Genomic DNA, 12,800 nt, shown 5'->3' with positions numbered 1-12,800 from the left:
AAGCGTCCAGGAAGTGATTCCGGGGCGCTTTTTTACATATATTGAACCAATGGTACAAAATTAGAAAGAGGTGGAGCGATTGTTAAAAAAGGCAGTCCTCGTATGTTTGCTTGCGTTGTTGGTTCCATTTGTCATTACCCTTGCCTGGACAGGAAAGGTGGAAGAAAAAGGGAAAATACCGATGACATCCAGCGGAAAACGGGTGATTCTTGATCGGAAAGGAGGAGAATCCTATCTGGATGTGGAAGAATTTTTACCGGGCGTAGTTGCAAAGCAGATTCCCGTGGACTACGGGACGGAGGCGTTAAGAGCACAGGCGATCATTGCCAGAACTTATATTTACGGCAAAATGGATGGGCAGGATGAAATAAAAGAGTCAAACCTTCATATGGAGTACTTAGAGGAGAAGCAGATGGAAAAAATGTGGGGCAGCGAATCTTTTGTAACCAGCTATCAGGCGATCGAGGAAGCAGTTCGTTCGACGAATCGAATGGTAATTACATATGAGGGTAAGCTGATTGATCCTCTGTTTCATCGAGCAAGTACTGGAAAGACTCGGACGGGGGATGAGATCCACCCTTATTTGGAGGGAGTAGAAAGTAAAAAAGATGTGGAAGCAGAAGGATATGTGACTGTGATTCCATTAAAAAAAGATGAGTTTGTTAAAAAAATCAATCAGATCAGCCAGGAAGATTTGGTAACAGTAGACCAGATTCCCCAGAGCATCCAGATCGTAGAACGGGACGAGAGCGGTTATGTAAAACAGATTCAGATTGGAACTCGTGTGTTTACAGGGGAGGAGGTTCAATACGCACTTTTACTTCCTTCCGCTTCGTATGGCTTTGAAGAATACGAAGGAGAAATCAGGGCTGTATGCCAAGGAATTGGGCATGGGTATGGTTTAAGTCAGTATGGAGCAAAATGCAAAGCAGAGCAAGGATGGAAGGCAGAAAAAATTCTTTCATACTTTTATAAAAATATTGTTTTAATTTCTGAATAACTCTTTCACTCTTGGTAAGAATATTACCGAGGTGATAAACGTGAAGGAAAAAATAAGTCAATTGTTCAAGGATAAAGTATTCCTTGTCCTGTTGGTTCTAGGCCTGCTGACTATAGTAGCTGCAGCAGGGGTCATTACCGTTCAAAGAGGAAATAGTGGAGGAGAAAGCCCATATTTAAAAGTTCCGGATCAGAATAAGATGGTGATGGAAGAATCAGCCCCCCAGGAAAAAAAGGTGGCAGTTGCAGGTGAGTCTAATGCAGTCAAGAATGAAGCGAATAAAACACAGGCTGCTGACTCCAACAAAGCAACTGCACAGAAAGAAACAAAAACACAGGTAGTAAAAGCGGCAACAGACAAAAATGCAGCAAAGTCTCTGGTACTTAACTTTAGTGATGGGACCAGAATGAGCTGGCCAGTAAGAGGGAATGTTGTTCTAGATTACAGCATGGATTCAACGATTTATTTCCCAACTCTGGATCAATACAAATGCAATCCAGGAGTGGTAATCCAGGGAGATGTCAGCACACCGGTAGTTGCACCTGCGAATGCAAAAGTGCAAAAAATAGGATCGAATGAAGAAATAGGCAATTACGTTGTTTTAGACATGGGCAATCAGTATACTGCAATCTGTGGCCAGTTGAAGGAGCTGCAGGTGGTAAACAATGAATATGTAAAAGCAGGACAGGTTTTAGGATATGTTGCAGAACCGACTAAGTATTATTCCGTAGAAGGTGCAAACATATTCTTTGAGTTGACCCATGAAGACAAATCCGTTGATCCTCTGAATTTTATGCAGTAAAAAGCTCACCAAAAAGTTATAAAAAAATAATAAAAAGTTCATACGCCATTAAGACTCATCTGCTATACTAGACTCGAATAATGGACGGGGAGTGTGGTTATGAACATATTGTTTTTTTTAACACCCAAAAATGAGGTGGCTTATATTTACGAGGATGATTCTCTGCGTCAGGCACTGGAAAAGATGGAACATCACAAATATTCTGCCATCCCAGTGATTAACAGAAGTGGCAAATATATTGGAACAATCACCGAAGGAGACATGCTATGGGGCATCAAGAATAAATTCAGTTTAAACTTAAAAGAAGCCGAGAATGTAACGGTAACTGCCATAGACAGAAGATCGGATAACCGTCCGGTATCTGCGGATTCCGATATGGAAGGTTTGATCGATATGGCTTTGAATCAAAATTTTGTCCCTGTAGTGGATGATCAGAAAAACTTTATCGGAATCATCACCCGAAGAGATATCATTCGCTATTTCTATAACAAGTCCCAGAAAGTGAAAGCAGAGGCTGTTTCTTACCAGACAGCAGCAGCTCACTCAATTATATGAAAAAAGACGTTTTCAGCGGTAAGCTGGAAGCGTTTTTTTCTTTCTCGTACAATTTAATTGGTACCCAGAAGCTAGAAATAATTGGAAATAGAGAAAGAAGCATTTTTAAGGAAATAAAGTGAATAATAAAAAATATGTGGAAATTTTATATAGGTGGAGGTGTGAAACAATGAAATCCATATGGACGGAATCTGTGCGTATCCCAAAAAGAAATCACCTATCGGGGAACAAACGTACCGAGGTGGTGGTGATTGGAGCTGGAATGGCGGGAATACTTACGGCGTTCTATTTACAAAGGCATGGGGTCCATGTTGTTGTATTAGAGGCGGATCGGATTGGAAGCGGTCAGTCTGGATTTACAACAGCTAAAATCACCTCACAGCACAATTTGATTTATCAAAAACTGGAAAAAACAGTAGGAAAAGAGACCGCTCGGTTATACGGGAGAGCCAATCAGCTGGCGGTAGAAGAGTATGGGAAGCTGATCGGCCATTTCGGCATTCCTTGTCATTATGAAGAAACGGAAGCTTATTTATATTCAGTACAGGAATCTGAAATCCTTCGAAGGGAAGCAGAGTGTGCCAAGCGGCTGGGGCTTCCTGCTTCGTTTACAGGAGAGACAAATTTGCCGTTTTCTGTTTTTGGGGCTGTGAGATTTGACAGACAGGCCCAGTTCCATCCCTTGGAATTTTTGGATGCAATGTCGGCTGGTCTTACGGTATTTGAGCGAACCCGCGTTTTGGAGGTGCAGGGCAACGAAGTGATTACAGATCATGGTGTGGTAAAAGCAGATAAAGTGGTATTTACCTGTCATTCTCCATTTGTAAATGTTCCTGGCTTTTATTTTGCCAAAATGTATCAGGAAAAAAGCTATGTAACGGAATGGAAGCCAGTAGCCTCATTAAAGGGGATGTATCTTGGGATTGACCATAAATCTTATTCCTTTCGACAAGTAGGGGACCGGCTTTTACTCGGTTATGGGAGTCATAGAACTGGTAAACTTCCAAAGGAAAATCCGTTTACGGCAATGAAGCGGACGGGAGAGCATCTATTTCCAGGAGCAGTGGAACTTCTAAGATGGTCTGCGCAGGATTGCATGACGTTAGACGGAATGCCATATATTGGTAAATTTTCCATCTTTCGCCCCGATTGGTATGTAGCCACAGGATTTGGAAAGTGGGGGATGAGTTCTTCCATGGTGGCTGCAAAAATACTAAGCATGCAGATTATGGGGAAGAAGACTCCTTATGATGGTGTGTTTTCTCCTCAGAGGCATCATTTAAAAGCGGCAGCGAAAACTGGTTTATTTCACGGGATTGCTTCCGCCAAGGGGTTGTCGAAAGGGATGCAAAAAGGAGCGGTTTGCTGTCCGCATTTGGGTTGTCGTCTGGTATGGAATCGATATGACAAACGGTGGGAATGTCCTTGCCATGGTTCTTCCTTTGAAATAAATGGGAAAATTTCTTCTGGCCCTGCACAACAAGGTATTCCCTTCATAGATTGATATTAGAACTTTTTAATTATGAAAGGAGTCAAATATCCTATGGATTGTTATACGAAACAGCGGAACTCCGACTGGGCATCCGATATGGGACTTGATACACCAATGGGCCCTGGTACGGTAATTCGTCCAGATATGCCTCTTGGTTCCGGTCCCGCAAGGACAGCACCAGATTCCTCCCCCATGGAAACTATGAGCCAGCAAGGGATCTCCCCTTGTACTTATATGGGGAGATGTCCGGAAAGACGCGAATGTCATAAACCAATGAGATGTCCGGATCAGGGAGTGTCCCCCGCCCCCATGAAATGCCCGGAAAAACCGGTATGCTATAAACCAATGAGATGTCCGGATCAGGGAGTGTCCCCCGCCCCTATGAAATGCCCGGAAAAACCGGTATGTTGTAAACCGATGAGATGTCCGGATCAGGGAGTATCCCCCGCCCCCATGAAATGTCCTGAAAAACCAGTATGTTGTAAACCAATGAGATGCCCGGAGAAACCAGTATGTGGAAAACCAATGAGGTGTCCGGATCAAGGAGTATCTCCTGCGATGGAAAAATGGAAAGAGATGCCTCCTTGTTCCATGAAGTGTCCAGATATGACGAGAGGTGCAGCCCCTCAGGTATGCCCCAAATGGGCTCCGGCTGCAAATCCATGTTCCGATGTAAATGACATAGAAAGGTTCCCTGTAGGGATGACATATGTACCATGGCAGCATTGGCAGGATGTATATGCTATGGACGTGGCAATCAATATGGGAACGATCTTCCCGGATCTGTTTCAACCATTTTTGATGGGAGGGTGTCGAAGATGAAAAATTATAATTGCAACTGTAATTGTAACTGTGACTGTGACTGTACTTGTGATGGGGTCGGGAGTGGGAATACTTGTGATGCCTTAATGATGCAGATATATCAGTCCAGCTTTGCTATGAATGATGTGGTACTATATCTTGATACCCACCCGTGTGATCAAGATGCATTAAATTATTTTTATTATGTATCCGATCTCAGGAAAAAAGCAGTCAAGGCCTATGAAGAAAATTGCGGACCGTTAATGGTAGAGGGTGTCATGGATGAAAATTATTGGACTTGGGTGAATGATCCATGGCCTTGGGAAGGAGTGTGTGGGTAATGTGGAGTTATGAAAAAAGATTACAGTATCCCGTTAATATAACAACTCCCAATCCTAAGATTGCCACCTTCATCATGAGTCAGTATGGTGGACCTTATGGCAGATCCAGATAATAGTAAACCTGAAATTTGTTTTCCTCTTTCTTATAAACGATTTTCTTTATGACACTTCGAAGTGCGTTTCCTTTTATGTCAGAACTGATTGCAGGATCAGATAGGAGAGAGGAAACGGTTTTAAGAGAGGATACGTTTTCTTTTTTATTTATGTTATCTAATTTTAAACGGTTAAAAGCAGCAATAAGGTTCTGTTTTAGTTCCTGTTTCTCCAAATTCAGTCTTTCTTTTCCCAATCCATATTCTTCTAAATTATCAACCCCACTTTCATAAGCGTTTCTAAGTTTTTGTAATTTCATTTCATTTTTGGACAAGGCAGTTTTTAATCTGGTGATTTCTTTTTCGTTCTCACAGAGGTCTTGTTTCTTAAGTTTATATTGAAATTCTTTTGAAGAAACTACTTCACGGAGAGAATTTTGGATCAAATGCTCTGCTTTTTTAACGGTTATGCTGCAGGATTGGTTCTGTAGTCCTTTGGTGTATTTCCAGCACTGGAAACAGGCGGGTCGACCGGAAGGACTCCCTTTGTTATAGGACAATCCGGCACCGCAATATCCACACTGGATCAGACCAGAAGCCCAGTGACGGCAGGAGGAAACTTCCCGTCTGTTTTGCGGGTGGATATTTTGTGTCAGACGCATTTGATTGGAATCAAAGAGAGAGGTGACTGTTTTTCTGGTTTCATGGGTTCCCTGAAAGGTAATGTCTTTCCAAGTTACCGTTCCAGTATAAAATTTATTTTTCAGGATACGTTCTACAGATCTACGATCAAAAGGGCTGCCACGCTTGGTTAAAAAGCCTAGCCTGTTGGCCTCTCTGGCGATGGCGGATAGATCCATTCCATCGTAGTAGGACTGATGAAGGTATTCAACAATCCGATATTCCTCTTCAACAAGAAGGAACGGTTTTCCATGACCAGCTGCCTTGTACCCTAAGCAGGGGGCAGACTGGTACCCGTTTCTCAATGCTTTTTCGGTCATCCCCCTTGTCACTTCACCAGATAAGTTAACTGAATAATATTCGTCAAACCATTCGATGATGCTTTCAATCAACCGTCCAAACATTCCTTCCATAATTGGTTCGGATACGCTTTTAATGGTGACACCGCATTTTTTGCGCAAAACACTTTTATAAAAAACGCTTTCTTCTTGATTTCTGGCAAATCGGGAAAATTTCCATACATATAGATACTCAAAAGGGGAGGGCTGGGACTTTGCAATGGAGATCATCTTTTGAAACTGCTTTCGATTATCTGCCCTGCGTCCGCTGACTCCTTTCTCTTCAATAAAAATGTATTCCTTCGGGATTACAATTTTATCGGTTCCTGCCGTTTTCTTGATTTCCCGAAGTTGTGCAGAAGGCGATAGTTCGGTCTGATCATCGGTACTGACTCTTATGTAAGCGGCTCCAATTTTTATTCCGGTTGTTTGATTCATACGCATCCTTCTTTCCAAAACCATGCAGAAGATATTGTGAAACAGGTACAATCTGTGTCACATACATTTTACAAGGAAGGTGGTTAAAATATGAATAGACAACCGGAAATAGAAACCTATATTGAGATAAATGGAGAGAAAATCCGTTTTCAATCCTTGTCAGAAAAGAAGCAATGGGACATTTCTGCCTTGCTCCAGGATCGCATGATGGAACGTGTTGGATATCACCGAGGTGACTCATGAAAACACGGCTCAAAAGGGATGAAAAATTCAGGGATTCCAGTTACATAAGGTGCGATGTCGTACTGCTGGTAGTAAATTACAATTCCGTCCGGTTTTAAGTAAAATCCATTGACATTAAAGTTGCCACGTAGCAGCACCGGGTAATCGTCAAAATAGGAAGAAGGGCTTTCTTTTAACCGTTCTATGATCTGGCGATTTATCTCTTTAAAAATATATTCGGTAAAAGAATCTTTGCAAGAAAAAAAGTCATTTAGTTTCAGCTGATTTCCTGATTGAAAATCCCAGGTCTGAGACTGACGGATGGTATTCCCATGGGCACCTCCCATATAGGAATAATCTTCTGTAAACAGGCTTACCATGCAGTTTTTATTGTATGTGATTTCATAGTTAGATAAAAATTCGTAGCTACGAAACGGAAATTGTTTGTAATCGGCATACATCCCATTTTGGGCTGCTTGAGGAAACAATTCAGTCCGACAGTTTCGTTCGGAAGAATCTGCCTGTATTTCATAGTAACAATTAATGTTCCAACAAGCGTGTGGATTACAGGTGGTGGTAAAATATGGATAGTTTATGGTATAAGTAAGTACTGGGGTATTCCCCTGCATCATGACATCGGCTCTCGTTTTTTCAAAGACTGTTTGCATAAATGCCCCATAAAAGAAGTTTGTTATAATATATGAGGGATTTCGACTGCTGTGAACGGGTGAGAGGCTTTTTGGCACATTTAAATTTTGTGCTATCATCCTCTGTTATTGACATAAGGGGGACCAGATGGAGAAATGGGTGCATCCATGCGGTATTTATCTCAGCGTTATGCAATGCCTTATAAAGAATGCAAGGCACTTTTGACAGACATTGGGACGGAAGAACTGGCACATTTAGAAATTGTGGCAACGATCATTCATCAATTGACTAGAAACTTGACACCGGAACAGATTGTAGAATCTGGTTTTGGACCTTATTATATTGATCATACCACTGGAATCTGGCCTCAGTCAGCTGGGGGAGTTCCGTTTAATTCCTGTGAATTTCAATCAAAAGGAGATCCCATCACCGATTTGGTGGAAGATATGGCAGCTGAACAGAAAGCCAGATCCACCTATGAAAACATTCTACGTGTAATTACTGATCCAGAAATCTGCGATCCGATTCGTTTCTTAAGAGAACGGGAAATCGTACATTTCCAGAGGTTTGGCGAAGGCTTAAGAATAACCCAGGATCACTTAGACAGCAAAAATTTCTACGCATTTAATCCAGCATTTGATATTAAAACAAAATGTTAAAAAAGCAGACCGCGGCATAAAAAAGAGCTGCGGTCTGCTTTTTGTCCTAAAAACCCTCCTTTTTCAACAAAACTTTCCTTTATTCGATTGACGGAGTTTATTTATACTAGTAAAATAAAGACAAATAAAGAAGAGGGGCATTATTTATGGATAACAGAAATAGCATTTTGACAGACACACTTCCAGATCAGGCTATTTTCGCGCTGGATATTGGAACCAGAAGCATCATCGGCATGGTGGGGATGCCGGATGGGGACAGAATTCATATCGTTGCCATAGAGAAGGCCGAGCATACCAAACGTGCTATGATCGACGGACAGATTGAAGACATCGATCAGGTTGCAAAGATAGCGTTAGAAGTGAAAGAAAGATTAGAGAAAAAGCTGGGGTGCAGACTGGAAAAGGTATGTGTGGCAGCAGCAGGGAGAGCCCTTCGTACGGAAAGTGTTACCTACGAACTGGATCTTATGAATGCCAGAAAAATCGATGCAGAATCGGTCAGTAAGCTGGAGGCTGGGGCCATCAGTGAAGCTGAGATGGCTTTTATGAACCGGGAAGGAAGAGACTCAGACCGTCAGTTTTATCTGGTGGGCTATACCGTCAGTAGATATTATCTGGATAATTATATCATTTCTAATTTACTCGATCACCACGGGCGTTTATTGAAAGCAGATATTATTGCCACCTTTCTCCCAACAGAAGTAGTGGAAAGTCTTTATGCCGCGATGCATAAAATCAATCTGGAAGTCGCAAGTCTGACACTAGAGCCGATTGCAGCCATCAACGCAGCGATTCCCCAGAATATCCGTCTGTTAAATTTGGCGATGGTAGATATCGGCGCTGGTACTTCTGATATTGCAGTATGCCGGGATGGAAGTGTTACGGGGTATACCATGGCAATCCTTGCTGGAGATGAGATTACGGAAACCATTATGAAGGAATATCTGGTAGATTTTGATACGGCAGAAAGGATCAAGGCTCAGGTTGATGAAGCAGAAGAACTTCATTTTTCCGATATTATGGGGTTTGAGCAGACCATTACTAAAGAAGCGGTATTTCAAAGCATAAAAGAGGCATCTTCCCGATTGTGTCAGGAGATTACGGATAAGATCCTAGAAGTGAACGGAGGAATGCCTTCTGCTGTTTTCCTAGCAGGTGGTGGAAGCCGGTTAATGGGATTAAAAGAAGGAATTGTAGAATATATGAAGATTGATTCCAAACGGGTTGCCATTGCAGGAAATAATTTTAAGATCAATGCATACTCCGACGAATACGATCTGGAAAATCCAGAATACGCCACTCCACTTGGAATTGTGATCTCCGCAGGGTTTCATATTGTGAATGAAGGATTCCGGGTTATGCTAAATGAGAAACCAGCAAAGCTTTTTCGGAATGGCAGCTTTACGGTTATGGATATTCTAATGATGAACGGGTACAATTATCAGGATATGATCGGCCGGTCCGGCCAGAACTTAATTGTCCAAGTAAATGGCAAGAGGACTGTTTTCTATGGAGAGAAGGCAGAACCTTCTGTCCTGACATTAAATGGGGCACAGGCCCAACTTTCTGATACCGTGAATGCAGAAGATTGGATTGTATTCATTCCTGCGAAACATGGGACAAATGCCAAAGCAAAACTGTCAGACGTGATCAAACAAAGAGAAGGGATGCGGACCCTGGTTAACGAAGTGGAAACCAAAGAGGATGTTTCATTAAACTCTGGTGATAGTATTGTATCGCAACCATTGTTAGATTCTACGGATAGGGATATGGTGGAACAAAAACCAGAGACGGCAGATGATTTATTGCCGAAAGAGATGGGGAAGATTGCTTTCTTTCTGAATGACAAGCCATTGACACTCCCATTAAAACCAGATCACCGTCCTTACTTTTTAATGGACATGCTGGAATATTCAGGTCTGGATTTAAAGAATGTATCTGGACAGGTGGTACTTACGGTGAATGGAGAAAACGCATATTTTCAACAGGAGTTACATAATCGGGATCAGATTATGATTTATGAGGTAAAATCATAAAGAATGAAGGAAATACTATTGGGATTTTTCCAATTTAAGACAGGATTTTATCTCACTTCCATGTCCGTCAGCATAAGATATACTACGAAACGAATATGAGGAGTCTATTAAAATGAGTTGTAATAATTGGAATAATCGTAATAATTGTGGCTGCTACAGCAGCAATAAAAAATGTGAATGCAAAAGTGAAGTCAGCGATGCAGTCGAAAACAATTGCAATCAGAATATGAATGTATGCTACCGCCAGGGATATGCGGCAGGTTTTAAAGATGGATATGAAACTGGTTTTCGGGATGGGTTCTGGTCTGCAAACGGATGTGGAAAAAATTACGGGTCTGTGATGGGAGCAACCGATCCTGGTTGTGGCTGTAAGTAAAGTAAAACATATCTTTCAGCCAACAAGGAATAGAACGATATTGCATTCGTATGAAAAAATCCGGGAATCTACCCCGGATTTTTTTGTATGAAAATTTGGATATCCAAGAGCAATTGACAAAATTAAAACAAATGATATAATAATATTAAGTTGTCAGACAAGGGGAAAAGTAGTATGATTTTACACTCAAATGTAACAAATCAATTGGTTCAGTATTTTAAAGATAATATTAATTCAGGAAACTGGAAAGTGGGAGAAAAGATACCTTCTGAAAATCAATTAAGGGAAATCCTTGGAGTAAGCCGTGCTAGTGTTCGGACTGCAGTTCAGCAGCTGGTTGGTCTTGGTGTACTAGAGACAAAGCATGGAAAAGGAACGTTCCTATTGGATGATCAGGTAGACGATATCACAGGAAGTGGGAATAAGATTACATCAGAAGACTGTCAAGATATTTTAAAGGTTTTGGAGTTTCGCCGCATTGTAGAAAGTGAAGCATGTTTTCTAGCAGCGGAACATGTGACACCTGAGTTGATTCAAACACTGCAGGGATATTTAGAGGAGATGGCAGCAAATAAAGAAAAAAAGGAAGCATTTGTGACAGCTGATATTGAATTTCACGAGGCAATCTGCGCCGCTTCTGAAAACCCCCTTCTGGAAAAGAGTATGGTAAAAGTATTTGAGGAAACCAGAAAGAATCACAGTCAGATGCATGATATATTTGGATTTAAAGATGGAATCTATTATCACACACTGATTCTAAGTGCTTTAAAGGATGGGGATTCCAAGAAAGCGAGAAAACTGATGTATGAACATTTACAAAATGGAATGGATCAGTTGATCTGATGCGAACTTTGTTTGAAGTGAATAAAAACAGGCATATAAAATGTACGATTTGTACAAAAATGCGATTTGTCTATAAAAAATATTAGCGAAATATTGACATAATTTTATAAGATGATATAATAAACCTACAACTTGTCAGACATGAATGATGCGGTTATTGTATAACCGCTTTAAAACAGAACTAACTTGTCAGACGACTAACAAGATTGGAGAATAGATATGCCAGTAAGAATTAATAAGGTTCGAGTTATCTGTACGGCCCCAGAGGGAATTAATCTGGTTGTTGTCAAAGTGGAAACGAATCAGGCTGGGCTTTACGGTTTGGGTTGCGCCACTTTTGCTTACCGCCATCTGGCTGTGAAGACAGTGGTGGAGGAATATTTGGATCCATTGCTAAAAGGGAGGAATGCAGAGGATATCGAGGAGATATGGCAGTTAATGCATCAGAATGCCTATTGGCGCAATGGCCCAATAGAAAACAATGCGATTTCCGGTGTGGATATGGCGCTGTGGGACATCAAAGGGAAGATGGCAGGAATGCCAGTGTATCAGTTGTTCGGAGGGAAATGCAGGGAAGGAATACCAGTGTATCGTCATGCCGACGGGAAAGATGTCTCGGAAATCTGTAACAACATCTTAAAATATAAGGAGATGGGGATTTCTACCATTCGATGTCAGTGTGGGGGATATGGGGGAGATTCATACGGAACTATTCCAAACACAGCTCCCAAAGGGGCTGGTCCAGGAATCTATTTGGATTCTAAGTCCTATATTCGGAATACCGTTGATTTGTTTGAGGGGATCCGCAACAAGATTGGGTATGAGATGAATTTGGTTCATGATGTCCACGAACGAATCACTCCCATGGAAGCCATACGTCTGGCAAAACAGTTAGAGCCTTATGATCTGTTTTTCTTAGAAGACCCAGTGTCGATTGAACAGACAGATTGGTTAAGACAGTTAAGGAAACAGACAAGCATTCCAATTGCAGAAGGGGAATTATTTAATAATCCAGTCGAATGGAAGACATTGATCACAGAACACTTAATTGATTATATTCGGGTTCATCTAAGTCAGGCGGGGGGGATTACACCGGCAAGAAAGCTTCAGATATTTGCAGAGCAGTTTGGGGTAAAAACAGCCTGGCACGGTCCTGGAGATATGTCGCCGGTTGCACACGCTGCGAATATCCATATTGATCTATCCGCTCAGAACTTTGGGGTTCAGGAGTGGTCAGGGATTGAACCACCGAATTTTGTGATCCAGGATTTAAAAGGACCTCACGGCGCTCTTTTAGAAGTATTTACAGGATTGCCGGAATACCGGAATGGATATGTATATGCCAATGATAAACCGGGGCTTGGGGTGGATATCGATGAAAAGGAAGCAGCCAAGTATCCATGCGAAAACACGGTAACAATCTGGACACAGACCAGAAGGAAAGATGGTGCACTTCAGACACCATAAATGGGGAAG

Annotated in this window: 13 protein-coding genes and 2 pseudogenes; 13 read left to right on the top strand and 2 right to left on the bottom strand. The window is 41.7% G+C overall.

Going from position 1 to position 12,800, the window contains the following annotated elements; all coding sequences use genetic code 11:
* Window positions 1–79 precede the first annotated feature (79 nt).
* The 7 genes and pseudogenes from EFT72_RS15405 to EFT72_RS15375 form a co-directional block, all read left to right on the top strand.
* On the top strand, window positions 80–1,000 hold the full coding sequence (locus tag EFT72_RS15405) for a SpoIID/LytB domain-containing protein (RefSeq protein ID WP_243110034.1): 921 nt from the start codon (window positions 80–82) through the stop codon (window positions 998–1,000).
* A gap of 40 nt (window positions 1,001–1,040) precedes the next feature.
* Complete coding sequence (locus EFT72_RS15400) at window positions 1,041–1,802, top strand: M23 family metallopeptidase (RefSeq protein WP_124067813.1); 762 nt, start codon at window positions 1,041–1,043, stop codon at window positions 1,800–1,802.
* A gap of 99 nt (window positions 1,803–1,901) precedes the next feature.
* On the top strand, window positions 1,902–2,357 hold the full coding sequence (locus tag EFT72_RS15395; RefSeq protein ID WP_124067812.1) for a CBS domain-containing protein: 456 nt from the start codon (window positions 1,902–1,904) through the stop codon (window positions 2,355–2,357).
* 169 nt (window positions 2,358–2,526) lie between these two features.
* A complete protein-coding gene (locus EFT72_RS15390) occupies window positions 2,527–3,861 on the top strand; it encodes an FAD-dependent oxidoreductase (RefSeq protein ID WP_124067811.1) in 1,335 nt (444 codons plus the stop codon).
* Between the two features lie 39 nt (window positions 3,862–3,900).
* Window positions 3,901–4,671, top strand: a complete 771-nt coding sequence (locus tag EFT72_RS15385; RefSeq protein ID WP_164473183.1) for a spore coat associated protein CotJA — start codon at window positions 3,901–3,903, stop codon at window positions 4,669–4,671.
* Entirely contained in the window at window positions 4,668–4,991 is a 324-nt protein-coding gene (locus EFT72_RS15380) for a spore coat protein CotJB (RefSeq protein WP_124067809.1), read from the top strand. The genes EFT72_RS15385 and EFT72_RS15380 overlap by 4 nt, the downstream gene beginning before the upstream one ends.
* Window positions 4,991–5,092 (top strand): annotated as a pseudogene (locus tag EFT72_RS15375) (manganese catalase family protein); the annotation flags it as partial. The gene EFT72_RS15380 and the pseudogene EFT72_RS15375, both read left to right, overlap by 1 nt.
* Here EFT72_RS15375 and EFT72_RS15370 read toward each other — a convergent pair.
* The gene (locus EFT72_RS15370) at window positions 5,086–6,540 is read right to left on the bottom strand and encodes a recombinase family protein (protein ID WP_124067807.1); all 1,455 of its coding nucleotides are present in this window, start codon (window positions 6,538–6,540) and stop codon (window positions 5,086–5,088) included. The pseudogene EFT72_RS15375 and the gene EFT72_RS15370 overlap by 7 nt on opposite strands.
* A 90-nt stretch (window positions 6,541–6,630) precedes the next feature.
* Between EFT72_RS15370 and EFT72_RS19330 the strand changes: the two genes are divergently transcribed.
* Window positions 6,631–6,783 (top strand): hypothetical protein, encoded by a 153-nt coding sequence (locus tag EFT72_RS19330; protein WP_164473182.1) that lies wholly within the window; start codon window positions 6,631–6,633, stop codon window positions 6,781–6,783.
* On the opposite strand, the gene EFT72_RS15365 is transcribed toward EFT72_RS19330, so the two are convergent.
* The gene (locus EFT72_RS15365; protein ID WP_124067806.1) at window positions 6,765–7,430 is read right to left on the bottom strand and encodes a DUF3298 and DUF4163 domain-containing protein; all 666 of its coding nucleotides are present in this window, start codon (window positions 7,428–7,430) and stop codon (window positions 6,765–6,767) included. The two genes, EFT72_RS19330 and EFT72_RS15365, sit on opposite strands and share 19 nt — an antisense overlap.
* Before the next feature lie 117 nt (window positions 7,431–7,547).
* Between EFT72_RS15365 and EFT72_RS15360 the strand changes: the two are divergent.
* The 5 genes and pseudogenes from EFT72_RS15360 to EFT72_RS15340 form a co-directional block, all read left to right on the top strand.
* Window positions 7,548–8,069: pseudogene (locus EFT72_RS15360) on the top strand (manganese catalase family protein); the annotation flags it as partial.
* 146 nt (window positions 8,070–8,215) lie between these two features.
* Window positions 8,216–10,105, top strand: coding sequence for a cell division FtsA domain-containing protein (locus tag EFT72_RS15355; RefSeq protein ID WP_124067804.1), 1,890 nt, complete (start codon window positions 8,216–8,218; stop codon window positions 10,103–10,105).
* A gap of 112 nt (window positions 10,106–10,217) precedes the next feature.
* Entirely contained in the window at window positions 10,218–10,481 is a 264-nt protein-coding gene (locus EFT72_RS15350; RefSeq protein ID WP_124067803.1) for a hypothetical protein, read from the top strand.
* 174 nt (window positions 10,482–10,655) lie between these two features.
* Window positions 10,656–11,324: a FadR/GntR family transcriptional regulator gene (locus EFT72_RS15345; RefSeq protein ID WP_124067802.1), complete on the top strand. Its 669-nt coding sequence runs from the start codon at window positions 10,656–10,658 to the stop codon at window positions 11,322–11,324.
* A 219-nt stretch (window positions 11,325–11,543) separates the two neighbouring features.
* A complete protein-coding gene (locus tag EFT72_RS15340) occupies window positions 11,544–12,791 on the top strand; it encodes an enolase C-terminal domain-like protein (protein ID WP_124067801.1) in 1,248 nt (415 codons plus the stop codon).
* The last annotated feature ends 9 nt before the right edge of the window (window positions 12,792–12,800 follow it).

The sequence above is a fragment of the Clostridium sp. E02 genome (assembly GCF_003833015.1).
Classification (GTDB): Bacteria; Bacillota; Clostridia; order Lachnospirales; family Lachnospiraceae; genus Lacrimispora.
The sequence above is the reverse complement of the archived record's forward strand: the minus strand, read 5'-3'. Positions and strand labels throughout refer to the sequence as shown.

Coding starts and splice junctions, on each gene's coding strand:
- EFT72_RS15340 (WP_124067801.1), top strand. CDS start 11,544: ATGCCAGTAAGAATTAATAAGGTTCGAGTTATCTGTACGGCCCCAGAG.
- EFT72_RS15365 (WP_124067806.1), bottom strand. CDS start 7,430: ATGCAAACAGTCTTTGAAAAAACGAGAGCCGATGTCATGATGCAGGGG.
- EFT72_RS15345 (WP_124067802.1), top strand. CDS start 10,656: ATGATTTTACACTCAAATGTAACAAATCAATTGGTTCAGTATTTTAAA.
- EFT72_RS15395 (WP_124067812.1), top strand. CDS start 1,902: ATGAACATATTGTTTTTTTTAACACCCAAAAATGAGGTGGCTTATATT.
- EFT72_RS15350 (WP_124067803.1), top strand. CDS start 10,218: ATGAGTTGTAATAATTGGAATAATCGTAATAATTGTGGCTGCTACAGC.
- EFT72_RS15355 (WP_124067804.1), top strand. CDS start 8,216: ATGGATAACAGAAATAGCATTTTGACAGACACACTTCCAGATCAGGCT.
- EFT72_RS15380 (WP_124067809.1), top strand. CDS start 4,668: ATGAAAAATTATAATTGCAACTGTAATTGTAACTGTGACTGTGACTGT.
- EFT72_RS15390 (WP_124067811.1), top strand. CDS start 2,527: ATGAAATCCATATGGACGGAATCTGTGCGTATCCCAAAAAGAAATCAC.
- EFT72_RS15370 (WP_124067807.1), bottom strand. CDS start 6,540: ATGAATCAAACAACCGGAATAAAAATTGGAGCCGCTTACATAAGAGTC.
- EFT72_RS19330 (WP_164473182.1), top strand. CDS start 6,631: ATGAATAGACAACCGGAAATAGAAACCTATATTGAGATAAATGGAGAG.
- EFT72_RS15385 (WP_164473183.1), top strand. CDS start 3,901: ATGGATTGTTATACGAAACAGCGGAACTCCGACTGGGCATCCGATATG.